We start from the raw sequence: 23,344 nt of genomic DNA, 5'->3' as shown, positions 1-23,344 counted from the left end.
CTTACATAAGACAGTATGTTCACGCGGCTGATCGTGAGATATCCAACAATTTGCGCGATTTGGGTCTTCGTTTTATGGCTCTTGGTTCTCGTCGTCCCAGGCGCATGCAGGCTCCCGAAGGGCGAGTTTGTCAGCCGCGCTGTCTGCGTTGTTCCCCCTCGGAGTACCCCGGTACGCCTTCGTAGGAACGCCTTGTCATCACGGCTGACAAACTCGCTGAGCATTACCTTATTTCCCAATCGACCCACTAGACATGCCCTTGACAACAGTGCTTTCTCGAAAACAGGCTATATCAGAAACCCAGTGCTGATCGCAATTTCCTGAATGCTTGGGCATGTTTTTCGTCGGGCATGTTCATCAGGTTTCGCTGCTTCCACTTTATCGCGGGCAATTCGCTGATACCTTCGAGATCAAGCAAAGACCAATCCGGATCGCGACTCTTGAACGATAGAAGAAAGGACTTTTCACTGTCCGTCAGCTCTTGGTGAATTTTCTCAACCAAGTTTTCTCGAACAGCCAATAGCTCCTCCAGTGGCACGTCATTCTCAGTCATGTTCACGAACTCACCTGCGTAAATGGTGCTGATATCCTTGAAATTTGGCGTAAGCAATTCGGCCATTGGTCGGCTATGACTCGCCAGATACACGAGCAATGCCTTACGTATCGGCGCAGTCAGACCCTCGTTTTCCAGTAGATACTTGACATCGAACAAGTCTCTCGGATGCTGCCTGTCAAGAGCCGCACATATTTTCCCTGCATATAGATCAGCCAGAGAAACGAGAGGTACTTCGGCATAGCCAAATTCTTCCTCAACGGCTTCGCAAACCTCTCTGAGTTGCGGTTCAAATACTGTTCCTCGCAACACCGGTGAGAGTTCCACCTTGATCTGAACACCATTGCTTGAAATTACAAGTCTCAACGCATCTGATTTTGATCGATAGGCTTTTGTCAACTCGACATCATTAAAGGCACTGTGCACCTCATCACCGATGGCATCAAGTGATTCATATATTTCCTGCAACGCTTCAGCCCGCTCTTTCATTGGCAAGTACACCAAGTCGATATCGACCGATAGACGCGGCAGATCTCGTACGAAAAGGTTGATTGCCGTTCCCCCTTTGAGCGCAAAACAAGCTTGCCTGGCAACAAAAGGGAGCACCTGCATGACCAACTGAACTTGCTTGTAATACGTACTGCTTCTATTCATCCGTGACCTTCAGCTAATTGTTCACTCTTGAGTTTTCGACGCCATATGCGCCGGAACAGTAATCAAGAATTCGGTATTCAACTTGCCACCTTTCATCACCAGGCGTTTTCCGGAACCCAGGTCATAATCGGCCGAACTCAGCTTGTCGCACCAGGCATAGCCATGACGTTTGGCCAGCCACAAAAACAATCGTTTGACCTTCACGCTCTTGCATGCTTTCAACAATTCGTCCAGCTTTCTGGGAGACAGATTTACCAGGCCCTGCATCAATTCATCAGCATGCTCGAAAGTAACCGCATCTGGCAGGTCCATCAAAACTTCCAGTATCGCTTTTTCCGGACAGGAGAAATATACCGGTGGCAAACCCTCTTGCCACTCATGCACTTTCATAAACTTCTTGTCCTGTAACAACCATACCGGCCATAGCCTGCTCGTCCCATGTCTTTCGAATTCCATGGACAACGACAAACGCGTCAACCAGGCAGGTAGGCTGCCTTGGGCATACAAATGGATATGCGGTTTGCCGCCCAATGACAGGTAGTGCGCCAACCCGGCCAGAGCCAGTGCCGACAATCCTCCCACGACAACAGGCGGGAGTTTCACGGCATCAGATGTCTCCATTCGCTGCAACGAGGCCACGACACCTTCCCAGCCAAGCGATCGTGAATACTGACTGTACACACCGGTCCCCAGAGGCAGCAAGGTTTCCGTTTTGACGGCGTTATCCAACGCATGAATGCTTACGCCATTCTCTGCCAGCCACTTTTTAGTCGCGAGCATGCCATAGGGAAGTAGCTTCCTGAGTAGCGGCTTATAAGCACCTTTGGCCGCCTCATTGGATGAAACCGTACTTTTAGACAAACACCCTATTCCTCGACAAGTTTATGAACAACATGATTTACGGCGATATTCGCCGTAAATACGATGATTGATGAACCAACATAGTAGCAAATAGTTTACCAAATGTGTTTTTCACGGCGGCATTCGCCGTATATGCGCACAATTCCAAACCTTAGCAAACCCATTCATCCCTTAAATTCCAAGGATACCCCGTCGTTCAGGGCGGGGAGGAATTGGAATGCTGTATATATAGCCAGTTTTTGTTGGCCCTTCTGGGTGAATAGGGGCGGAACGGATATACAATCGAGCCGTGAAATCAACATGCATCAAGGTTCTCAAAGTCAAGGTAAAAGATCGCCACGCGCCGCTTTTGCGCAGCATGGCGACTGAAGTCAATCAGGTATGGAACTACTGCAACGAGCTGTCTGATCGTATGATTCGGGAGCGTGGTCGGTGGATGTCCGGATTTGACTTCTCTGCTTACACGGTGGGTGCCTCGAAGCAGTTCGAGCATATTGGCAGCAGTACGATTCAGGAAACTGCCGAACACTACGCCTGCAAACGCTGCTCGGCAAAGCGTCGCAAGACGAAAGCATGACAGCAACACTGATCCACCGATCTATACGCGGTTCATCCACATGGTTATCCACAGGATTTGGGGATAACCGTTAGCTGGCGAAGTCTCCCATGCCGGGTTTGCAGAGTTTGTCCGCTACAGCCTCTCCCATGACCTTGTGTCAAACGTGGCCGACCGGTCCAAGCTGGTTGCAACAGGGGTACTTTTACCTGCAGGCATGCGCAATCCTGGCTTGCATCTCACTGAGTTTGGGTTCTGAATAGTATAGAAGACATGCAGAGATGCAGCGCCGTTCAATTGGAAAGGACAAGTAATCAGCGAGGTAGTTGCAATGAGAATCCCTTTCGTATTGCTGGTAACAACATTAGCGTCAGTCACGACGGGAGCATGGGCCAACCTGACCACACCGGACGTAGACGGCAGTGAACTCAGCTGGTCTTCTCTGACAGCCTCAACCATCAACATACACAGAGGAGACGGCTCGTACGTTGAGTCGTTACCTGGAAGTGCTACTTCGTGGACGGCGCCTGAGGCCGGCGAATATTACCTGGTCGCTGCAGACGAAGGTGACTGGAGGGACTGGCCACGTTCGGATGCCGTGACGGTACAGGATGGTTCCACCAGCGGAGCCCCCATGCCATTTGTCAATTTCATCGAACTCGCCTGGCCCGCGGTTTCCGCTCTCAGCATTAATGTACACCAGGGTGATGGCACCTTTATCGAATCTCTAGCCGGAGACGCAACCAACTGGCAACCTGAGCAGTTCGGGGATTATTTCCTGGTCGCGACCAATGATGGGCTCTGGCAGAATTGGCCACGGTCAGAAACGATTACAATCAGCAACCCGGGGGCGCCAGAAGATGTCATCACTGGCCTGAGATCTGATGTCTACAGCCAAACAGCTGCAGAAGTATTCTGGGATAGATTGCCGGGAAGCGGCATTAGCTACCGAGTCAGCAAGGGTGCTGAGTCAGTCACTGAGACGAACGGCACCAGTTGGTTCTCGGATGATTTTACAGCTGGCAGCACAACGATAATACGCGTTCAGGCTATTTATGCCGATGGGACTGAATCCGCCTCACGCAGTGTCCCTATCATCACACCCGGAGAGGCGCAGGCCCTGCCCTTTCCGACGATTAGTCGGGACAATCACGAAGCCTTGTTGGCGGAGGTATTAGGCCTCTATTTTGGTAGGCAATATCGCGAGCAGCTTTCCGATCTTGCCAACAATACGATGTCCGAGCTGCGAAGCCTGGTTAATCAAGACTTCAGTGCCAGTAACCCCTATGCCTGTATCAACGGCGGTGAGGCCTTGTTCGAAGGACCGTTCACTATCGAGTTTGACGATTGTCGCATCGACGATGCCGTGTACCACGGAAACTTCAATGTACATGAATACTATGGCGATACCGACAGGGTATCTTCCTCCGGGATGACAATCACTTCGGACTTGAATACGGAATTCCAATTCTCTGGCAGCCTGGACGGAGCAATACATCCAACCCCCGGCTTCTACAGCGCCGTGGATATGAATATTTCAGTTATTACCCCTGACAGTGAATTACAGCTGCAGAACGCTAACCTGGAATACACTTTCGCCCATCTCATGCACTCCACACCATTCCTCAACACTTCCTTCTCTGGAAGCTTTGATCTTCGTTCGCAGATTACGAACAATGAGCTCATTCATGTCAACACTCCCAGCTCTTTCAACCACAATCAGTTACTAAGCGACAGTACCGACTGGAATTACAGCTCTGGCATACTGAATATTTCAGCAGAGGACGGCAGTCAACTGATCCTGAATGCCGGAACTGGCGACGATGATACAGTCAACATTCAACTGGTGAACGGCACTGAAGTGGAAGAATTCCAGCAATCCTGGTTGCCAGAATGGACTGTCTGGCAACATGTGCTTGGCCGATGAATGGGCCGATTTCAAGCCGCTACGGTTCAACGACCCGCTGGATTCACTGAGCTCGAATCAGTCCCGCCGCTCCTTTTTCATGGCGGCAGGTGCCGCTGGCGTTTCTGCGGCAGCCCTGTCGCTGGGTTCGACCATAGCCAAAGATCAAGGATCCCGTTATCTGTCAGACTTTGCTTGAGAGCAGTGATTTCATGCCTGCCAGCATGCTCTCAGCAATTTCGTAGTGGTCGGCTTCCCACAGTTGGTCGTTGAGAAACTCTCCAGAATAGAAGCCCTCGTAACCGGTGCTTTCAATGGCATCTACCCACTCCTGAAGCGGGATCTCACCCTCACCCAGAAGGTAGCCGCGCAGCTCTTTTTCATCAACCCAGGGTTCATTGACTGCTGGGCGTTTTCCATCGGAGAGGTGCACGTTATAGATGAGACTCTTGTCAATGCCTGCCATGTCTTCAGGGGTGGCACCGCGACTTGCCCAGAAGTGCCAGGTGTCCAGAACGAAACCAAAGTTATCGCGCCCAACCGCATCATGCAGTCGGTAATAATCACTGAGCTTGGCAATGGGTGTCCAGGCTGCACCTTCGTATTGAAAGCGAATGCCGGCCTGCTTGCCGATATCGGCAATCTGTTGAATGTTGCGAGCCGTGATCTGAATGTTCTCCTCAACCGATAAACCGTTCAGTGCTTCAAAGGCGTTCAGCTGAATAGTGGGGGCACCAATGTCCTGGGCAAAAGCACACAAGGTCTCGGCTTGTTTGAACACCTCGGCCTGTGTGGACTTGTCAGAGGCCTCCACCGAGCCAATGATGTCGATAGCAGTCGGGGTGATGCCAGCTTGATTGAGTCGGGATTTCAAATCTTGACTGGTGAAACCAGCCTGTATATACCGCCAGAGCTTCTCGGTGTGAATCTCAAGGCCCTGATAGCCTGATTCTTTTGCCAAACGAATGTCACTTACAATATTGCTGTGCAGGGAGCACATGCCATGCAGGGCGAAACGCATAAGGAATTCCTTTGGATTGAGCTTGCCGACGATCCGGTGAGTGGCGTGAGTGTACTACGCTTTAATTGAGACTACGCGCAACACAAAATTCACGATTTGCCGGGTAGCGGCCTGACTTGCGCAGAATATTGCATAGCAGATCAGCTTTCTCGGACAGACTCCCAGGCCAATGAAGTAGAGGAACGCCGTGGAAATGATACTTGCATAGCATGAGGCGTAAAATGATGCCCTGTTTGTGGGGCGTCGTTGTGAGACAGGGTTCTGGATGCGGTACGATTGCATGGTCGTTTCGACAGATAATGGAAGCCTGATATGAAAGTAAGAACCCTTCTGCCACTGCTGCTGATCGCCAGTCTGACAGCCTGTTCAAGCAGCGATGACTCCGATGGTGGCACGACCGGAACTGATACCGGAACTGATACCGGAACTGACACTGGAACTGATACCGGAAATGGAACCGGTGGTGACAACGTGGACGGCGGTACCTCTGGTGTGTGGTTCGGCAACAACGGCTTCGGCGAAGCGGTAGTCGTGATCGAGCCAGACAATGATATCTACAGCTACAGCGCTGGTAGCGGTAACTACGAAGCTGCCTTTGGCAGTGTGGGTGATGCGGCAAGCCGATTTATCCATCGTGACAGTGATAATCCGGCACACGGCGATTCCTTCACGCTGGTGGGTGATGTGCCTTCGGCCATCACGACGTTCGACGCTGGAGCGGATTCCGTTACCTACAACCTCGCTGTCACCAATGATGGCCAGCAACTGGACAACACGGGCGATGCCGGCAGCTTTTCGCTGACCTTCGCCGGTAGCGATGACGTCAGTGCCATCAGCGTGGCAGACATTGCCGGTACCTGGGTCGCACTCACCTCCTTCAGTGAAGACGACAATCTGGTGCTTTCAATGACCATCTCAGCAGATGGTACAGTCAGCGGATTCACTGATTACGCCAGTGGCAGCATTCCCGATGGTGTTGATGGCATCCCTCTGACAGGTTCTGTCGAAGCCGCTGCGGACTCCTCCCTGTATCTGGCGATCGATTACAACTGGAATGACTTCGACCGCGAGGGTGTGCTGTTCTTCAACCGTACTAGCAGCCAACTGGTGTTGAACGGATTCGGTGCCGAAGGTGACGCCAACAACTTCACAGCCCTGCTCACTCGCCAGTAGTTCTTGGCGGCACCACCTGTCGTCGATGGGTGTTGCCGTGCATATGATCAGTAAAGAGTCCCTCCAGGATATGCACTGGGGGGACTCCTTTGTCATCACGGCTTGCGACGTTATCGATCAATTCCTGAAAATTGCTTCATGAACGATCAGTCTGCCGCCAGGATCACGTCAAGGCAACGATACCACCAACCGCCCGAACGCCTCATGCACCACAGCAGAAGGCAAGTACATGGTCTATGCCTCATTCAGACGCTCTTGCTAAAACGCCAATTTCTGATTTGCAGGCGATCATCTCATTGTTATCTTCTGCTTCATTCAATAAACATCCAGCTCAATCAATCTTGAAGTGCCTTCAAAATAATCAATAAATATCAACTTGCCCTTTTCAGTTTGCACGAAATGATTAAGCGCATAAAGCACAACTGTTTCATAAAAATTGACCTGGGACTCATAACAAAATCGGACCAATGTATTTCCCGCCAGCAATTTTTCAATAATTGCCTCGGGACAACGCAGTGAAAACGCAACTTGAGCATCATTACCAATATTATCGATATATCCCTCTAGTTGGCTAACAGTCATCGCTTGAATGACAACATTGATAGAAGCGAGCGAACCCTTACTCTCGTTACTGAGCAGCATCCAGTTACTGCCTTCCCCCAAATTGACATCAGGCTTTAATCCAAGATACTGCCTGGCAATATCTTCAGGCTCAAACAACTGATCAATGCCGCCTACCAATATCTGCTCTTCCTTGCCCAGCTTCAATTCGCAATCGGCCAATGTAAGTGCCATTTCCACAGCAAATCCATGATTGAATATATTCGTATTTTTACTGTTCAACCCCAAGTATTGGGAAATATAAAAACCCGCCGAACTACTCAATGAGTTAATGAAATCAACAGGCTTGGGTGGGGTTTTATCCACCAATTGACGATCACACAAGTACTTGAATAAAGGAATATTCCCCTGACCAGACGTTATATATAAAGCCGTATTCTCCTTGACGTCCTGCTTTCTCTGGATCTTCTCAACACCCAAAATACCGAGTTGAATAAAGCGATCTGTACGACGAACATGTTTTGCAGCAACTTCTCTGCAAAGAGCTTTTACATCAACTTGTTCTGGTTCGTTGTGATTAACTATTGCAGTTTGCTGGATATAGATCACAAGGCTACCTTTTCGACAACCATGGAAACATTGTTACCGCCAAATCCAAAATAGTTAAGTAAAAAATTTCCTGCTTCGCAACTTTTGCTTTTTTCCATCGGCGCCCATCGCAGATCTGGATCAATATTTTCGAAATTGGGCGTCCCTGGAATAAACCCTTGATCAACACACTCTATCAAAAGTAACATCTCACTTACCCCACAACTACCAAGGGTATGACCTATAAAAGGTTTAAAAGAAAAGAAATCTGGTTGCTGTTCGAATACGCTTTGCATCCCTCTAATTTCTGCTAGATCCCCCATCGGACTACCGGTACCATGCGTCTTTATCGACGTTATTTGTCCCGCCTGAAGCTGACAACTGGCTAGCGTCAGATCAATCACCTCCTTGATACCACTGCCATCCAACTTGGCGCCGGTAACACTAGCGATTTCGCTACGATTAACACCACCTCTATATTTCCAACTACTTTCACATACATCATCACGGCTCATGAATAGAGCAGCCAATGACTCACCTAATACCATGCCTTGACGATCCTTTGAAAATGGAGACACTTGATCATCAGCCAGTAATTGCATCGAAGCAAAACCTTCAAATGAAAGACTGGCAAACGTCTCCAAGCCAATGACCAAGGCATAATCAATAACATTGGCTTCTAGCATCGTTGCAGCATCAAGCGCAGCATTGGCACTGGAAGTACACGCCGTGTTATAGGTAAGAGACAATTCATTCAGTCCGAAATGCTCTATCAAACGGGTTGCATAGACTCCATTCCCTACTCGTTTCTCATCAAATTCAACTGACGTAGAATCTTTTGCATTCAACCAGATTGAGTGAGAAATAGACAGATCATTTGCAGAACAACCCAAAAACAAACCACAGCGACCCAATGCATCAGCATCGATCTCGTGCTTGTCAATTAGAGTTTGTATAAGTGGAATGATGATGGGTATCGGATCGAAATATTCCGGCAATACTGGCCTACCAGCCAGCTGATAGTAGGGATAACTGCGCATCTCACCAAAAACATCCATCTGTTTTTCAACGGTTTCATAGGTACCGTTTTCAAGATGTTGCAGACGCTGCTGCTTATCACCCAGAGCACAAATAATATCACCGCCCAAAATAGTGATCATTAGTCTTACTCAGCTTGCAAATAATCAGCGAGACCATTGATACTGGTAACAGCCCGCCGAAATGCCTTGGGATCAGTCAAACGAACATTGAACTCTTGCTGCAAACTCATGGACAATTGCAAGGCATCAACAGAATCAAGCTCCAAACCACTTTCGGGAGAAAACAGTAACACTTCGTCGCTAATATCATCAGGTGTGAATTCTTCTTTTTCACACTCTTCAATGATCATTGTCTTTAACCGTAATTTAAGCGCATCATCTTGTGATCCAATCATGAAACCGTCCTTATTTTAATATTAAAAATGATAGCCGCTAACAAAAGCAAAAGCAGACCAAATGAGGTTAATGCCAATATCTCATTCGCAACATCAGCCAAACTTCCATTACGTAAAAACAGGTCCAGATAACCGTCCAAGCCCCACGACATAGGGGATATATTTGCAAAATTCTGCATAAACTCAGGCATTATATATTTAGGTACCATCACCCCACCAATAGCACCCAGCAATATATTGATAATTCCGCCAATTGTAGTCGCTTGTTCAACACTATCAACAACAGTTGCAATCAAGATAGACAGACCAATAGCTGCCAGGCTCAGTGCGAGCGACAGAAGAATCAACCCGGGCAACGAACCTCCCAACGTTAAAGCATCAGCGCCGAACATGGGCACCACATACATGCCGACGGCAATCATCAGCCATACCTGCAGCTGATTTATAATCATGTAAGGTATTATTTTTCCAGCAAACAGTGCGGGAATCGTGACATTCATGACAGTCAAACGCATCAATGTATTTTGCTTACGTTCACTGATGAATATGGTCGACATGGGAATCACGACAAAAAACAGACCAAATACAATCCATGAAGGCACGCTCTGCTGAGTTGATGTCGGCTTTACATCTTCATCCAACCTGACGTATTGAATGTTCATAAGATCCTTCTCACTCAATGAGTTAGCCTCTGGAATCGGCGAACCTGCCTGGCTCGCGCGTTCCACCTGCCTTGCGTGAAGTGAGTCCATTTTTTGCTGCATGATGATTTGCATGACCTGTGCTTTAAATAAAAGCAAAACCGCCTGCGAAACATCAGAGGCGACCTGTATCTGTAATTTCTTGTCTTGCTCAACCCCGTACCCATCAGGAAGCACAATCACAAACTGCACGCCTTGCTGCTCTACATCATGAGTATCATCACTTACAAGCAATTTGCTATTGAGTTGTTTGTTGCCTTGAATGGAATCAACAAACAGCCTACTACTGTCATTAGCAGCCTGGTCAGCGATGGCCATTGAAAGCACCGACCTTTCCTCATTAAAAGTATCCTTCAGCGCCAGAGACATGATCAGGATAAAAACAGCCGGCATGACAAACAAAGCGGCCAATGCGTGCTTGTCTCGAAAAACCAGCAAATACTCCTTGATTAACATCGCTTTAAACATGCTATATCCCTCTCGATGTTAAATTGACAAATACAGATTCAAGTGTGCTGGTCACGTAATTTATTCGCTTGATCTTGACCCCATTGCCTTCCAATACAGATATTGACTGTGAAACATCATTCGTGGATTTAGAAGCCAGTTGCAACCTCTGGCTATCGAGCACCGTCAATAGAGAGAATTTTTCACTGCACTCCTGAAGAACAGCTAGGGGCGTTTCGTATATTTCAATCATCACCTGATTGTTGGATTCATCCTCAAGCATTGTTTCAATGCTTCCCTGCTTGACAATATGTCCGTCATTAATAATCGCAACCTGATCACATATCTTTTCAATTTCAGGCATATAATGAGAGGTATATATCACGCATTTATTCTGCTGCTTGAACGAGCGAATCATTTCCAGTATTTCGTTACGTGATTCCAGGTCAATACCAACGGTAGGTTCATCCAAAAAAAGAATGTCTGGATTGTTCAATAATCCAATAGCAATATTCAAACGACGCTTTTGACCACCTGACAAAGTCGACGCTTTCTGCGTCAACATTGAACCCAGGCGATTGACTTCAACCGCATAACTGATATTCTTTTTTACATCTGCAGGTGATATTTTCTGAATAGCAGAAAAATAGTCAAGATTCTCTTTAACGGATAATTTGTCGTAAAAAGCCAGACTTTGAGGGATCAGAGAGCAACGCCTGCGTATTTCTCTGATATTTTTAGATAGCGCTTTATCAAAAACAGACACCTCTCCACTATCAAATGTCGTCAGGCCATTCAAAACAGAGATAAGTGTCGTTTTTCCTGCCCCATTTGGCCCAAGAAGACCAAAGATCGTATTTCCCTTAATCTCCAGGCAAAGATCATCCAGAGCTTTCTTCTTACCGTACTTTTTACAGAGCTTGTCTATTCTGATCATCAGAACGCCTGTAATAAAAATGTATATACCTTCTTTTCCAGATCAGCAACAGACTCCAATTTTTCAGCAATAGCCTGGTAATCTATCGCTTTTTTATTTTTCGACCGAATTGACTTGGCAATCAGCAGGGCAAACTCACGCCATGCATCTCCCGTTGCTGTCATCATTTGTGAAGCTTTGATCAAATCCTGATTATTAATCAATTCGCCTGATTCCTGTAAAAAGGAGGCGTAGATAAACCGAAATCCCGCACCACCAGTACCGATCTCTTCCTGCATGCGAATTATATTGCCCAGGAATAACTTGTTGGAATGTTCATCCTTTTTTTCCAACCGACGTATATGTCTGGCCAGTGTGTGCATCCCTTTCAAACCAGCAATAGGCACTGGTGTTTTAAGCATGGTTTTGGCAGTTTTCTTGATACACTTTGGCAGTACTTTTTGATAATCGATGCTCTCGGGCACAAATGTGGGGTAATACAACGCACCCTTGGGTGCCATCACCCCTTTCACAAACCGTGCTTTCAACAAAGACTTACTATCTGATTCAACCAGGTGCTCAAACACCGGATCACTGATCGTATAAGTATCGTTAGTCTTGTCAACGATCATGAGGTTATGAGCATTAAAATGAAAACGCATCTCTTCAGGAAAATAAGGCAACCAGAAGACCGAGGTTTGCGCTCCGACTATTTTACCCTGTGCAAGTAACTCATCAAGCCGCTTGCCGCCTTGCTCCGGGTTTGAAAATTTTTCTACTTTCATTTTCATGCCAATATTTTTCTGCAAACCTTTAATAATCGACTTCGGCATAGAACGATAGGCAACTAATGGCATGCCACCAATTTTCACGAAGGGCAAATAAACAAAAGAGAGTGCGTTAGACAAACCAAACACCATCGCTTCGGAAAGCACTAGACCATGATTAGTGCACATAGATGACATAACACCACTTTCGCAATGTGCTGCATGCTGATGTTTGAATTGCATTGTTTCCATTCTATTAATATTTCAACTCAGGTAATTTTTTCAGCTGCTCAACATCAAGACCCAATGCATCGCTATAACGGGCAAACATACCGGCAGAGAGAGATTTGAAAGTATCCGGTTGCAAGTGGCGTTTGACCCGCCATTTGAACATGCCCATGGATTGAGCCAAGACCGTCACATCCATACGTTGCGCATACATATGATAATAAAGTGGCGACTTGGAACCTGAAACAACGGCTTGATAGGCCAAATCAGCCTGCCGTTGTAGCTCTGTCAACGCCTGCTTTGTTACCTCCTCTTCTACATCCCAGCCCGAAGAGCTGACAACTGCATACTGACCGTTTTTGTCCGTTGCGTAGACAGCCTTTTTGTTCTCAGCATAGGTAGAAATGGCATCTTGCGGAACATCATTAATTTCCATCATCAACCCCTGGTCACACAATTGTTAATTGCATGAATGCTGTAGAAAACCGGCCACTCTCAGGAACATAGCAAAGCAACTTGTCGGCCTTTTTCAACTTTCCTGAATGAAACAACTCTGCCAACATAATATAAATTGAAGCAGCCCCCGTATTGCCTTTTGTTGCCAGGTTGGTGAACCATTTGTCTTGTGGGATATCGCACCCTGCTTCTTGCATCCCTTGGTAGAGCTTGTCTCGGAAATAACCAGAAGAATAATGTGGCAGAAAATAGTCAATACTATCCGCATCTACCTGGCCTTTATCAACCAACTCCTTAAGCGGCCTGGTCACTGTGTAGTCAACAATATTCTCATTAAGCTGCTTAACATCCTGTTTTATACTAAAGATAGATTGGTTTAACCATTCCTTGCTGTCATATGCCATCCAGCCCTTCAAACTACCGTCTACTTGCTTTTCCGCACCAGCGTACATACAAGTATCATGTTCATTGGCATAGGACTTTTGTACTATCCAGTCAATTTTTATTGTCAGTCCTTCTTCATTAGGCTTTGCACTCATCAATGCAGCACCGGCTCCATCACTAAGCATCCAACGCAAAAAATCCTTGTCAAATGCAATTTCCGGCTTAGACTCTAATGCTTCACTTCTAATTTCAACTTCCTCTTTGAAATTATTGGCACGCATCACTGCAGATGCCACTTCAGACCCCGTTGCCACCGCGTTATTACTTAATCCACTCAAAATCGACATATAGCCATATTTAAGCGACATGGTTCCCGACAAGCAGATTCCCGAAGTAGCAACAACCTCGCAGCTAGGAATTCCAAGCTCGCCATGCACCATCAAGGCATGATTAGGTAACATTTGATCTGGTACTGAGGTTCCACAGGCAAGTAGTTCAATATCAGAAATACTAAATGATTCAGTATTTAGCTGACGGACAGACTCAGCGGTTAACTGCGCATTCGTATGTGTCGCCAATCCTGTTTCTTTGTTTATCGCATAGTATCGGGAGGTAATTTTGTTGGAACGCAATATCATCTTACGAGCACGTGAAGGTCGCGCACCTACCTGACCCAAGAGCGCTTCCATATCATCATTGCTAACCGCCTCGTTAGGCATGAAAGCTTGAATGTCGTTAATATATACGTTTCTAGTCATCATTATCGTCCAGACGGCTTCTCATATTCGCGGACACTTTCTTCTATCGATTTTTTGGTAAACGGATAAATCAGACGACGAATTAGTATATTCAAAGGTACAACGGTCAATATCAGTACGAAAAGAAATACCACATAAATGGTTATCACCACTTTTCTTGCAACCGATCCCGGCTTACCTGATTTTTTAATAAGATTCCCCCATATCATGAATGAGCGAGTTCCTACCTTCTCACTACCAATTAGTTTGCCATCTACCGATACTGCCCCCATGTTGGTAAGCAAGGGTTTACCTGTTTTTTCTTCGTCATTTTCCAACGCAACAAGTAATCGATCTCCAAAGCGACGACTGTCCTGAAACGCATGGTCACTCACACCAGCAGCTGGGAAAAATAAAAACGGACTTTTCTTGCCCGTAAACATCCAACGCGGAGTGGTCACAAACGCGTAAAGCGATCCACCTTGATCAGTTAAAACGACGTTATCAATGAGAGTAGCTTGCAGATCTACCAACAATAACTTCATTTTCTCCTGGGCCATCACCCACATATCACGACAGGCAATCAAGGTAATTACTGGCTTGCCCTTAAGTAACTGTTTGGCTTGTTCTGTTTTCAAGAACCCCGTTATTGGAATAGCCGGTGATAAAAACCATACGCTATAAGCCAGGATAATCAGATCATATTCTTTTTCTTGCGGCTCGATTGCTTCCACAGGACAGCCATTCATATATATGGATTCAGGAAAGGCATCAAAAAATGGATAAAATTGCCATGGGTAAGGATAGGCAGTTACAGGCTTTATAGGGCAATAATCAACCTTTACGTGTTCACTCTCATTAAGCGAGGCCGTTACTGATTCAGCCATCTTTGACAACTGACCGCTTTGCGAGTAATAAATAACTAATACATTTTTCATAATTCCTTCAACTCATAATAAATACAGTAACAACCTGATATTTTATTTATATTATTTGACATATAAAAAAACGACCCTAAGGTCGCTTTTATAGAAAGCGTACATACAGCTGTATTCTGAGTATCTCAATAACACATAGCTATACAGTCGGATTGGTTCTTGTGCGAGCCGAGCTATCAAGCTACGCCGGAGGCACTTCTCCAGAACTTCGCCGCGCACGACTTCAGCCCCGGGCAGACTGCTTTTGCAAGACTTTGGCATTGGTTCTGACTCCCTGACTATGGCCCTGAAAAAGAGATAAACTCGGATGGCGTGCGTCCGAAGTCAGGTTGACAAACAGCCTCTATGCCATTTCAGCCTTGATAGGTGCTAACAGTGGAGTGTGACCTGGCTTATATATCCTGGCTCACCTACTTGATCTGACACTCCCAAGTGAGACACACATCTCGAAAAAGAGAATCTTCAGCACTTACAACGTGAAACTTCCCCGATTTGGCAGATAGACACCAGGGTCATGCTGTCATAGCAACGGGTTGATTGTTCTTCCTGAACTCCAGAGAGCTAGTGTAACCGAGTCGGGAATACTTGCGAGCGCGCTTGCCCAACACTTCTGGCTATTCGAATTTATCTGTTTTGGAACCAGGGGATCAGCTCTTTCCCTACAATGGCAAAGAAGCTTCGTAGCACCGTGTTACTCCGCTAATTCCACGACTAATAACTCCTGCCGATTTATCCCTGCAGACCATTTCAGGCAAGCATTCTTGTCGAGCTCTAACTCGTTCTGGAAAGATATCTGTGTTTTTGAGCTTCCTTTGGCTAGCCTGAACGTGTCAATATTTTGGCATATTTTGAATACTGACGCATGCTCCACACTCAGCGCTCTGATGAAAGAAGTCGCTGAAGACTGCCAGCAACATCCGGTGAATTTCTGAAGTGAGCGGATCCCGACAACTTTCGTCTATAGCTTTATCGCTGCATTATACTGACGCTGTTGACCGGGTAGATTGACTATCCGGCAATTCACATCCTGGAGATATACATAGTGAAACTCAGTGCACGCAACGTCATGAAAGGCAAAGTCACATCGATTGAAATCGGTGCTGTCAACGCCGAAGTGGAAGTGGAAATCGCACCTGGCGTGTTATTGACATCCATCATCACCAAAAAATCCTGTGAAGGCCTTGAGCTGGAAGTAGGCAAGGAAGTGTACGCACTGACAAAGGCCAGCAACGTCATGATCGGTGTCGACTGATTCAGCGCTCTTTTGATCAACAGCTCATTAGTGCTTGCTGATCCCCTGACGTCAGAAATCGCCCGGACTTGTTCACATCCGGGCGGCTATATCACCGTCAGCTCTCTGTAGAGCCGCTGACCAGCGTTCAAGTCGCTTCAATATCGAATACTTCCACTGCCTGTCATGGATATTTTGAAACGCCACATGTAACCCTGCACTGCCTGTTTATCGGTAATGCCACTTGATCGACATCAATATCATGGCAAGCTGAAGAGCTTAAGGTTCTAATCCAGCCGGGTATTCGCTCACTTGGGGTTGTCGCAATCCCTGTTATTCAGGCGATTCCGGTGTCACGCATGAAGACGAAGGAATCCGACAGGATGCAAACACCACTCGACTACATGACGGATTGGGCAGACGGTATACGTTGCTGGCAGGCTGTATACCGGTTGCAATCCGAACCGGTTGTGAGCGCAGCCTCAGCCAGAAAAAAAGGTTTTAAACGTGCTTCTGAGTTGCTAGCGCACTCTCGGCAGCACTCTCCCTTCTACGCAAAATACTATTCATCCATACCCACAGACTCACCTCTGGAAGCCTATCCTCCTGTCGCTCGCTCCACACTCATGGATCATTTCGATGAATGGGCAACCGATCGACGAATAGACAAGAAGTCCGTAAACCATTTTCTGTCGTCCACGGACACCATTGGCGAACGCTATCTTGATAACTACCTTGTCTGGACCAGCAGTGGCACCTGTGGCGAACCGGGTATTTACGTGCAGGACAAGAACGCAATGTCTATCTATCAATCGTTGATATCCGTCAGGTATCAGCAGAGTGGACACGCTTCTGCCTCTACCGACCCATGGCATCTGGTTTTGAATTCAGATCGAATGGCCATGATTGCCGCCCTGGAAGGCCATTTTGCAGGAACCGTTTACTGGAAATGGGCGGCACGACTGAACCCATGGCTTTCCAGTCGAACTCGAACCTTTTCGATTCTTCAACCTGTTGCCACCCTGGTTGAAAGGCTTAATGATTGGCAGCCAGGGTTTATGTCCAGCTACCCGAGCATGCTGGCAGTGCTTGCCAATGAACAGAAATCTGGCAGACTGAAACTATCCCTCAATAGCCTGTGGAGTGGCGGCGAACAACTCGGGGAACAACAGAAACGAAAGATAGAGGCCGCGTTCGGATGCAACATCGTCGAGGACTACGGCGCCTCCGAAGCGATGAATATGGCCTTTGGCTGCGATCATGGAAGGCTGCACATCAACACTGACTGGTTCATATTGGAACCGGTGGACGAGAACAGGCAAGTGCTACCAGCAGGTGAGAAATCGGCAACCACGCTGGTGACAAACCTGGCCAGTCGACTACAGCCCATCATTCGTTATGATATTGGCGACAGCATAACCTTGCATACCGACGCCTGTGACTGTGGAAATCCCCTACCTACCCTCAGCATTGAGGGTCGCAACGATGACACTTTATGGCTGCCTGCCAATGAGGCCGACCATATTCCAATTTTGCCACTTGCCTTGAACACCGTAATAGAGGAAATGGCAAATGAATTCGGATTCCAGATCAACCAGATCGGAGCGCAAGAACTATCAATCCGGACACAAGGCGATGACATACAGTCCCGTAGAGAAGCGTTTGATAAAATTCGTGCACCGCTGAAGCAATACTTTGAGTCTCAGGGCACCTTGCCCGTAAAGCTTCAACATGATCCTCGACCGCCACAACGAAATGCAGTCAGTGGCAAGTTGAATCAAGTGAACAACCGCTCAAGGGTCGACCATCACGTTTCGACCTGCCCCGCTTCTGAATAGATAAAGGTCTCAAAATCTGCGTTCTCATTGACCATGCCCCGATACATACCTTCGCAGTTGAAGGGCATCACGATATGACCCTGAGCATCAACCGCAATCAGCCCACCTGAACCGTCGTTCTTGCCCAGGTCTTCCATCACCACATGAGTTGCAGCCGTCTCCAGAGACTCTCCCGCATGCCGCATGCGAGCGGCAATTTCTGCGGCAGCGGTAAAGCGGATAAACACCTCGCCATGCCCGGTTCCTGACACCGCACAGGTCTTGTTGTCAGCATAGGTACCTGCACCGATAATAGGTGTGTCTCCTATTCGCCCCGGCGCTTTGGCGGTCATGCCACCGGTCGAGGTTGCGGCCGCAAGATTACCCTGCGCATCACAAGCGACGGCACCCACGGTACCGTGACGTCGGGCAGGATCATCGTCCACCTGCCCCGTCGCACGCATCGCCAATGTCGACTGCAGAGCATCCCAGCGTGACTGGGTAAAAAAATACGGCGCCTCTTCAAAAGGTAAGTCAGCGTTTCTGGCAACCTGCAGGGCATTGGGGCCGATCAACATGACATGCTCTGTACTCTCCATCACGGCTCGTGCGGCAAGAATCGGATTTCGAGGCCCGAAGATCCCACCAACAGCTCCCGCTTCGCGTGTTTTGCCATCCATGACGGCAGCATCCATTTCCTGCACACCTTCACTGGTAAATACGGCTCCTCGACCCGCATTGAATAGCGGCTCATCCTCCAGAGCACACACCGCTGCGGTAACAGCATCCATCGCACTACCGCCGTCTTTCAAGATGGCATGCCCGGCTCGCAGAGCGGTGCGTAAACCCTCGTGGTAACGAACCTCCAGCTCCGGGGTCAGAGTGGCTTTATTGATCGTGCCGGCACCGCCGTGTACTGCCAGAGAAAAACGAGTCATGATGATGGGGTTCCTGAGTGTTCAGATTCAGCCAGACAGTAGCTGGCGATCTCGGCATGGGTGGCTATCCAGCAATCACCCGTCGCTACAATATGTTCAAGCAATTTTTCTAGTATAAAGATCCGACTGCGGTAGCCAATGACATGCGGATGCATGGTCAGCAGAAAAAGTCCGCCCTCCTCTCTTGCACCTTCGAATTCGCGCAGGAAAATATCCAGCACATCAGCAGGCGGCGTATACGGTCGCTGCGCACCGAAACGGTTCATCATGAAATACACCGCATCATCACGAATCCACTCGACCGGTAGCTCGACAATACCTGTCGGCTTGCCTTCAGCCATGATTTCATACGGATCATCATCGGAGAACAGCGAACTGTCATACAACAATCCCATTTCACGTGCAATGTTCAACGTATTCGGGCTGTAGTCCCAGGAAGGCGTTCGCATTCCCTGCGGGCGCACGCCACACACCTTCTCCAAGGTGTCAGAGGCGCGCAGCATCAGCTCTCGTTCGGTAACTGCATCGAGCTTGGTATTCAGCTCATGAATCCAGCCATGCAGGCCAATCTCATGACCCTCATCGGCCAATGCACGCTGCTCTTCGGGATGCAACAAGGCTGATACTGCTGGCACAAAAAAACTGGCCTTGGCACCGTGGCGATCAAGCGCACGCCGGATACGCGGAATGCCGCGTCTTGATCCGTATTCTCCCCAACTAAGTCGCGCTACCGACTGAGCACCATCACGCAGCTCATTGGTCTCATGGTCACTGTCAAAGGACAAGGCCACGGCACACCGGGCGCCACCGGGCCAAGTCTTGGGCAACAAAGAGCGCCCTGCTCTGACGGCATTGACTTTCTGACGCCATGTCGCTTCATCCCACTCATGAGGCTCAGTCATTATCGATCTCCTTCACTGTGCAACACTTCCCAAAATCTCATGCATGACCTCCGTCCACCTGGAGTATCTGCCCCGTGATCCAGCCAGCCTTGTCCGAGCATAGAAACGTCACGGCATCAGCAATATCCTCCGCCCGGCCAAGCCTGCGTGTATGGATACTGTTGACAATCTGCGCCTGTCGCTCGGCCCCGAAAGCTTGCCACTGTCGCTCAGTTGAAGGATTGGACAGGACAAAGCCGGGTGCAACCGAATTGACAGTAATACCCGCCGGCCCCAGCTCCAGTGCAAGCTGCCGGGTCAGACCTACCAGGGCGTGCTTTGCCGAGGCATAGGCTTGTATGCCCGTCAGACTGGGTTTCAATCCAGCCCCCGACGATATGGTCACGATTCGCCCCCAGCCACGTTGCTTCATGGCAGGTGCAAAGCCTTGTGCACACCACATGGCAGCATCCACGTTGGCCGCAAAAATGGCCTGCCAATCCGCTGGCGTGATCTCTTCCAATGGCCTGCCAATCTGACCTCGCACGCCGCCTGCAGCGGTCACCAGTCCATCGACATGGCCATGTTGATCAATGATCTCTTTACAGATGGCATGCGCACTGTCGGGCGAGCCCAGATCGCCGCTGTGACAGGTCACACCCTGCAGCATCTCGAGCCGGCTCAGACCATCAGCATCAATATCGATTGCGGCAACAATGGCCCCTTCTGCCACCAGCGATTCCACGATCGCCGCACCGATTCCCTGCGCAGCACCGGTAACTGCAAATACTCGCTGATCAAGATTCAGCTGCATAGTGGCACCATCCTATCCAGCAATTCGGTGGATTGCTCCCGCTTGCCGTTTTCAATATCGCGAATCATATCGTAGAGGCATTCCAGCGCAGGCGTTGCGATCCCGTGCAAGCGACCAATCTCAACAAGAATACCAATTTGAGCATCCACTTCGGTCTTGCGTTTGCGCACGGCCAGATCACGATAAATGCCCGAATGAGTCTTGGCAGTCTTGCGGTTGTGCGCCACCATCGTATCAATCGATTTATCAATCTGCTGTGTATTTACGGTGCTGAATGCCAGCGGATCGAAACCGTTGAAACCAATAGGCTGCACACCCTCAGCCGCAGCCAATCGCATGACCTCCCCACCCAGCATGGCATAAACCGGCCGATGCACTGCCGGATCCATGGCATCGGACATGGATTCAGGCGTCAACGCCGTTGCAAACAGCAATGATCCGTAGCCCATCTTGCCCCACAGGTACCCCCAGATATTGTCTGTCATGACAGCCTTGGGTTCCACCAGACTGAACAGACTATGCATCTCTTGCAAACGGGAGCTCATGCTACCGTCCAGCTCTCCCAGCGCCACTGCTGCGCGATTACCATAGAGTATGCGTCCGGGCCCCAGCCAGTCTGCACTGAAATTCACGAAACAACCCACGGTACGATGCGCTCCCACGCGCAAGGCGATTTGCCGCTCATTCATACCATTCTGCGCAGAGACGATATAACCGTCCTCGGCCAAGTGTGGCATCAACATATCAAGTGCCAGTTCGGTGTGATGAGCCTTGACAGCGAGGATCACACGTCGATAGCTACCAGTCAGAGTCTCAGGGGTGGCCGCCGGTAAAACCTGTCTGAATTCTTCCACAGGCCCTTCTATCAGCAAGCCATCCGTGCTCATTGCCGTGACATGGTCTTCGACAATATCGACCATCTGCACGGCCTGTCCGGCTCTGGCAAAATAGGCACCCAAAATGCCACCTATGGCACCGGCGCCCCAGATTAGTATCGGATCGCCACCAACACCTGTCGTCATAGCCAGTCGCCTTCCATCAGCTCGCGCGTCTCGTTAACCGCCACATCCCATAACTGATGCATCTCTTCATCAGGGCGCTGGTAGAAGCCACCATAGTTACCGTCACCGATCAATTCGCGTACACCCTGGGCATTGCGATCACGCAAGCGATCGAAATCAACGTAGGGCTTTTGCTCACTGGGCATCTGTCGATCTTCAAGACGAGTCCAGGGAAAATTCTCCATCCATGAGGCGTGTGAAGCGACAGGATCAATGGACTGCACAGCCTCCCAGGTTTTAGGGGCTCGCCACCAATCATGAAAGCGACAACGGGCACCTTCATTTGCCTGCATCCACTCGGCGCAGGCCGGCTGCACGGGACTGTTGCCGCCATGCCCGTTGACAATGAGAATACGCCTGAAACCTGTCGCATAGAGACTGTCCAGAACCTCGCGTACCACAGTTGCATAAGTGCTCAGACTCAGTGAGACAGTACCGGGAAATGCCATGAAATAAGGCGTCAGGCCATAGGGGATTGCCGGGAACACAGGTACTCCCAACGGCTCTGCTGCATCTGCCGCCATTTTCTCCGACAATATCGAGTCAACAGAAAGGCTCAGATACGCATGTTGCTCGGTACTGCCCAGCGGCAACACACAACGGTCATCGGTTTCAAGCCAGCGTTCGACCTCGAACCAGTTGCAGTCACTAATCTTCACGGTCTATCTCCTTGGGCACTGCGCAGGAGCGCGCAGATTCAATGGCCGGTAACAACTCGCGTCTAACCGAATTGCTGTCCGGAGTATGTCTGTATTCAATGGCGTTCTGATTCGCTCGCAACGTGTCTCGCAGATAACCGGCACCGCTCGAATAGATGACCACGTCGGCCATTTTGAGTGCCTGTTCAAGATTGCTATCGCTGCACGGCACCGCAATGATTTCATTGACATGCGGGGCGAACCGCGCGACACCGCTCTTCATCAGTGCAAGAAAATCGTCGAAGAAGGACACAACCAGCACCGTTGCCTCAGGTGGCATCGTTGCCAGGGCAACCCGAGTTTCTCCATTGGGAATCAGTGTCAGTCCGACAACCGGTAACTGCGGAAACAGGCGGCTGGCCTCCCCGGTCATGGTATGCGGGCAGCACACCAGGTCCGCCACAGGCGGATCGCCTTCTTCAAGCCGATCAACACTCCATGCCACGACTTCGTCACCACTGTCGAGAAACTGTCGCAAATCCTCGGCGTAGGCTTCGGTGGTCTCACGAAAAGTTGCCAACATCAGCACACGCAACGGCGTAACCGTTTGACGGGCACTGGCTATAGACACCCTGAACGCGATGTCCTGACACGACAAACCCAATGCCTCCCCCGCGCAAATCAGTTCGGTGAGCTGTTTTTCAAACCTGGCCATTTGCAGTGCTTCTGAAGCCGAAGGCTTGCCACGATCCACCACAAAGGTGCCACAGCCGACACGACCCTCAATATGCCCACGCTCTTGCAACACCGCATACACACCGCTGACGGTTACCGGTGACAAACCAAGATAGGCTGCAAATCGGCGCACCGACGGCAACTGCGAACTGGCTGGCAGTTCGCCAGTAGCGATGCCATATTCCAGAGCACCTCGCAGCTGCACAGAAACGGGAACCGACGAATTAACGTCGATAGCATCCGTGATCCTTTTTAGTGCATTGCCTATTGCTTGTGATTCATTTTGAGTCATTATCGTATCAATGTAGCATATCAATTTTAGTATCAACAAGATCTGATTGATTGAT

General features: G+C 49.0%; 24 protein-coding genes. 6 read left to right on the top strand and 18 right to left on the bottom strand.

Annotation, left to right across the window (positions count from 1 at the left end; translation table 11 throughout):
* Window positions 1-292: 292 nt before the first annotated feature.
* Both IMCC3135_RS13290 and IMCC3135_RS13285 read right to left on the bottom strand, forming a co-directional pair.
* Window positions 293-1,207 carry a nucleotidyl transferase AbiEii/AbiGii toxin family protein gene (locus IMCC3135_RS13290; RefSeq protein WP_088918061.1) on the bottom strand — a complete coding sequence of 305 codons (915 nt, stop codon included), beginning with the start codon at window positions 1,205-1,207 and terminating at the stop codon, window positions 293-295.
* A 21-nt stretch (window positions 1,208-1,228) separates the two neighbouring features.
* Window positions 1,229-2,068, bottom strand: a complete 840-nt coding sequence (locus IMCC3135_RS13285; RefSeq protein WP_088918060.1) for a type IV toxin-antitoxin system AbiEi family antitoxin — start codon at window positions 2,066-2,068, stop codon at window positions 1,229-1,231.
* A gap of 289 nt (window positions 2,069-2,357) precedes the next feature.
* Between IMCC3135_RS13285 and IMCC3135_RS13280 the strand changes: the two genes are divergently transcribed.
* The 3 genes from IMCC3135_RS13280 to IMCC3135_RS13270 all read left to right on the top strand — a co-directional run bounded on the left by IMCC3135_RS13280 (window position 2,358) and on the right by IMCC3135_RS13270 (window position 4,729).
* A complete protein-coding gene (locus tag IMCC3135_RS13280) occupies window positions 2,358-2,645 on the top strand; it encodes a hypothetical protein (protein ID WP_157735961.1) in 288 nt (95 codons plus the stop codon).
* Between the two features lie 310 nt (window positions 2,646-2,955).
* Window positions 2,956-4,551 (top strand): fibronectin type III domain-containing protein, encoded by a 1,596-nt coding sequence (locus tag IMCC3135_RS13275; protein WP_088918058.1) that lies wholly within the window; start codon window positions 2,956-2,958, stop codon window positions 4,549-4,551.
* The gene (locus IMCC3135_RS13270) at window positions 4,541-4,729 is read left to right on the top strand and encodes a hypothetical protein (protein ID WP_169727457.1); all 189 of its coding nucleotides are present in this window, start codon (window positions 4,541-4,543) and stop codon (window positions 4,727-4,729) included. Before IMCC3135_RS13275 ends, IMCC3135_RS13270 begins: the two co-directional genes overlap by 11 nt.
* Here IMCC3135_RS13270 and IMCC3135_RS13265 read toward each other — a convergent pair.
* Window positions 4,715-5,551 carry a sugar phosphate isomerase/epimerase family protein gene (locus IMCC3135_RS13265; RefSeq protein WP_088918056.1) on the bottom strand — a complete coding sequence of 279 codons (837 nt, stop codon included), beginning with the start codon at window positions 5,549-5,551 and terminating at the stop codon, window positions 4,715-4,717. The two genes, IMCC3135_RS13270 and IMCC3135_RS13265, sit on opposite strands and share 15 nt — an antisense overlap.
* Window positions 5,552-5,863: 312 nt before the next feature.
* On the opposite strand from IMCC3135_RS13265, the gene IMCC3135_RS13260 reads away from it, so the two are divergent.
* Window positions 5,864-6,724 (top strand): hypothetical protein, encoded by an 861-nt coding sequence (locus tag IMCC3135_RS13260; RefSeq protein WP_088918055.1) that lies wholly within the window; start codon window positions 5,864-5,866, stop codon window positions 6,722-6,724.
* A 315-nt stretch (window positions 6,725-7,039) separates the two neighbouring features.
* Here the strand turns inward: IMCC3135_RS13260 and IMCC3135_RS13255 are convergent, their stop codons facing one another.
* From IMCC3135_RS13255 to IMCC3135_RS13215, 9 genes are read right to left on the bottom strand one after another with little or no spacing between them, the layout of a single operon-like run.
* Window positions 7,040-7,894: a hypothetical protein gene (locus tag IMCC3135_RS13255; RefSeq protein WP_088918054.1), complete on the bottom strand. Its 855-nt coding sequence runs from the start codon at window positions 7,892-7,894 to the stop codon at window positions 7,040-7,042.
* Window positions 7,891-9,033 carry a beta-ketoacyl synthase N-terminal-like domain-containing protein gene (locus IMCC3135_RS13250; RefSeq protein ID WP_088918053.1) on the bottom strand — a complete coding sequence of 381 codons (1,143 nt, stop codon included), beginning with the start codon at window positions 9,031-9,033 and terminating at the stop codon, window positions 7,891-7,893. The genes IMCC3135_RS13255 and IMCC3135_RS13250 overlap by 4 nt, the downstream gene beginning before the upstream one ends.
* Before the next feature lie 5 nt (window positions 9,034-9,038).
* Complete coding sequence (locus IMCC3135_RS13245) at window positions 9,039-9,308, bottom strand: acyl carrier protein (protein ID WP_088918052.1); 270 nt, start codon at window positions 9,306-9,308, stop codon at window positions 9,039-9,041.
* The gene (locus IMCC3135_RS13240) at window positions 9,305-10,477 is read right to left on the bottom strand and encodes an ABC transporter permease (protein ID WP_088918051.1); all 1,173 of its coding nucleotides are present in this window, start codon (window positions 10,475-10,477) and stop codon (window positions 9,305-9,307) included. The genes IMCC3135_RS13245 and IMCC3135_RS13240 overlap by 4 nt, the downstream gene beginning before the upstream one ends.
* A gap of 1 nt (window position 10,478) precedes the next feature.
* Complete coding sequence (locus IMCC3135_RS13235; RefSeq protein WP_088918050.1) at window positions 10,479-11,393, bottom strand: ABC transporter ATP-binding protein; 915 nt, start codon at window positions 11,391-11,393, stop codon at window positions 10,479-10,481.
* Window positions 11,393-12,382, bottom strand: coding sequence for a BtrH-related acyltransferase DarH (gene darH / locus IMCC3135_RS13230; RefSeq protein ID WP_088921832.1), 990 nt, complete (start codon window positions 12,380-12,382; stop codon window positions 11,393-11,395). Before darH ends, IMCC3135_RS13235 begins: the two co-directional genes overlap by 1 nt.
* Window positions 12,383-12,395: 13 nt before the next feature.
* The gene (locus tag IMCC3135_RS13225; protein ID WP_205738029.1) at window positions 12,396-12,806 is read right to left on the bottom strand and encodes a DarG family dialkylresorcinol biosynthesis protein; all 411 of its coding nucleotides are present in this window, start codon (window positions 12,804-12,806) and stop codon (window positions 12,396-12,398) included.
* Window positions 12,807-12,816: 10 nt separating this feature from the next.
* Window positions 12,817-13,968, bottom strand: a complete 1,152-nt coding sequence (locus IMCC3135_RS13220; RefSeq protein WP_269467050.1) for a beta-ketoacyl-ACP synthase III — start codon at window positions 13,966-13,968, stop codon at window positions 12,817-12,819.
* Window positions 13,968-14,882 carry a flavodoxin family protein gene (locus IMCC3135_RS13215; protein ID WP_088918049.1) on the bottom strand — a complete coding sequence of 305 codons (915 nt, stop codon included), beginning with the start codon at window positions 14,880-14,882 and terminating at the stop codon, window positions 13,968-13,970. Before IMCC3135_RS13215 ends, IMCC3135_RS13220 begins: the two co-directional genes overlap by 1 nt.
* 1,042 nt (window positions 14,883-15,924) lie before the next feature.
* Between IMCC3135_RS13215 and IMCC3135_RS13205 the strand changes: the two genes are divergently transcribed.
* Window positions 15,925-16,134 carry a TOBE domain-containing protein gene (locus IMCC3135_RS13205; RefSeq protein WP_088918047.1) on the top strand — a complete coding sequence of 70 codons (210 nt, stop codon included), beginning with the start codon at window positions 15,925-15,927 and terminating at the stop codon, window positions 16,132-16,134.
* A gap of 338 nt (window positions 16,135-16,472) precedes the next feature.
* A complete protein-coding gene (locus IMCC3135_RS13200; protein ID WP_088918046.1) occupies window positions 16,473-17,951 on the top strand; it encodes an AMP-binding protein in 1,479 nt (492 codons plus the stop codon).
* Here the strand turns inward: IMCC3135_RS13200 and IMCC3135_RS13195 are convergent.
* From IMCC3135_RS13195 to IMCC3135_RS13170, 6 genes are read right to left on the bottom strand one after another with little or no spacing between them, the layout of a single operon-like run.
* Window positions 17,921-18,868, bottom strand: a complete 948-nt coding sequence (locus IMCC3135_RS13195; RefSeq protein WP_088918045.1) for an isoaspartyl peptidase/L-asparaginase family protein — start codon at window positions 18,866-18,868, stop codon at window positions 17,921-17,923. The genes IMCC3135_RS13200 and IMCC3135_RS13195 overlap by 31 nt on opposite strands.
* Window positions 18,865-19,770, bottom strand: a complete 906-nt coding sequence (locus tag IMCC3135_RS13190; RefSeq protein WP_088918044.1) for a polysaccharide deacetylase family protein — start codon at window positions 19,768-19,770, stop codon at window positions 18,865-18,867. Before IMCC3135_RS13190 ends, IMCC3135_RS13195 begins: the two co-directional genes overlap by 4 nt.
* Window positions 19,771-19,807: 37 nt before the next feature.
* Window positions 19,808-20,563 carry an SDR family NAD(P)-dependent oxidoreductase gene (locus IMCC3135_RS13185; RefSeq protein WP_088918043.1) on the bottom strand — a complete coding sequence of 252 codons (756 nt, stop codon included), beginning with the start codon at window positions 20,561-20,563 and terminating at the stop codon, window positions 19,808-19,810.
* A complete protein-coding gene (locus IMCC3135_RS13180; RefSeq protein ID WP_088918042.1) occupies window positions 20,554-21,585 on the bottom strand; it encodes a ketopantoate reductase family protein in 1,032 nt (343 codons plus the stop codon). The genes IMCC3135_RS13185 and IMCC3135_RS13180 overlap by 10 nt, the downstream gene beginning before the upstream one ends.
* A complete protein-coding gene (locus tag IMCC3135_RS13175; protein ID WP_088918041.1) occupies window positions 21,582-22,283 on the bottom strand; it encodes a creatininase family protein in 702 nt (233 codons plus the stop codon). Before IMCC3135_RS13175 ends, IMCC3135_RS13180 begins: the two co-directional genes overlap by 4 nt.
* Entirely contained in the window at window positions 22,273-23,289 is a 1,017-nt protein-coding gene (locus IMCC3135_RS13170; RefSeq protein WP_088918040.1) for a GntR family transcriptional regulator, read from the bottom strand. Before IMCC3135_RS13170 ends, IMCC3135_RS13175 begins: the two co-directional genes overlap by 11 nt.
* Window positions 23,290-23,344 lie beyond the last annotated feature (55 nt).

The sequence above is a fragment of the Granulosicoccus antarcticus IMCC3135 genome (assembly GCF_002215215.1).
Taxonomy (GTDB): Bacteria; Pseudomonadota; Gammaproteobacteria; order Granulosicoccales; family Granulosicoccaceae; genus Granulosicoccus; species Granulosicoccus antarcticus.
The sequence above is the reverse complement of the archived record's forward strand: the minus strand, read 5'-3'. Positions and strand labels throughout refer to the sequence as shown.

Coding starts and splice junctions, on each gene's coding strand:
- IMCC3135_RS13290 (WP_088918061.1), bottom strand. CDS start 1,207: ATGAATAGAAGCAGTACGTATTACAAGCAAGTTCAGTTGGTCATGCAG.
- IMCC3135_RS13275 (WP_088918058.1), top strand. CDS start 2,956: ATGAGAATCCCTTTCGTATTGCTGGTAACAACATTAGCGTCAGTCACG.
- IMCC3135_RS13265 (WP_088918056.1), bottom strand. CDS start 5,551: ATGCGTTTCGCCCTGCATGGCATGTGCTCCCTGCACAGCAATATTGTA.
- IMCC3135_RS13260 (WP_088918055.1), top strand. CDS start 5,864: ATGAAAGTAAGAACCCTTCTGCCACTGCTGCTGATCGCCAGTCTGACA.
- IMCC3135_RS13250 (WP_088918053.1), bottom strand. CDS start 9,033: ATGATCACTATTTTGGGCGGTGATATTATTTGTGCTCTGGGTGATAAG.
- IMCC3135_RS13245 (WP_088918052.1), bottom strand. CDS start 9,308: ATGATTGGATCACAAGATGATGCGCTTAAATTACGGTTAAAGACAATG.
- IMCC3135_RS13240 (WP_088918051.1), bottom strand. CDS start 10,477: ATGTTTAAAGCGATGTTAATCAAGGAGTATTTGCTGGTTTTTCGAGAC.
- IMCC3135_RS13235 (WP_088918050.1), bottom strand. CDS start 11,393: ATGATCAGAATAGACAAGCTCTGTAAAAAGTACGGTAAGAAGAAAGCT.
- darH (WP_088921832.1), bottom strand. CDS start 12,382: ATGCAATTCAAACATCAGCATGCAGCACATTGCGAAAGTGGTGTTATG.
- IMCC3135_RS13225 (WP_205738029.1), bottom strand. CDS start 12,806: ATGATGGAAATTAATGATGTTCCGCAAGATGCCATTTCTACCTATGCT.
- IMCC3135_RS13220 (WP_269467050.1), bottom strand. CDS start 13,968: ATGATGACTAGAAACGTATATATTAACGACATTCAAGCTTTCATGCCT.
- IMCC3135_RS13215 (WP_088918049.1), bottom strand. CDS start 14,882: ATGAAAAATGTATTAGTTATTTATTACTCGCAAAGCGGTCAGTTGTCA.
- IMCC3135_RS13200 (WP_088918046.1), top strand. CDS start 16,473: ATGAAGACGAAGGAATCCGACAGGATGCAAACACCACTCGACTACATG.
- IMCC3135_RS13195 (WP_088918045.1), bottom strand. CDS start 18,868: ATGACTCGTTTTTCTCTGGCAGTACACGGCGGTGCCGGCACGATCAAT.
- IMCC3135_RS13190 (WP_088918044.1), bottom strand. CDS start 19,770: ATGACTGAGCCTCATGAGTGGGATGAAGCGACATGGCGTCAGAAAGTC.
- IMCC3135_RS13185 (WP_088918043.1), bottom strand. CDS start 20,563: ATGCAGCTGAATCTTGATCAGCGAGTATTTGCAGTTACCGGTGCTGCG.
- IMCC3135_RS13180 (WP_088918042.1), bottom strand. CDS start 21,585: ATGACGACAGGTGTTGGTGGCGATCCGATACTAATCTGGGGCGCCGGT.
- IMCC3135_RS13170 (WP_088918040.1), bottom strand. CDS start 23,289: ATGACTCAAAATGAATCACAAGCAATAGGCAATGCACTAAAAAGGATC.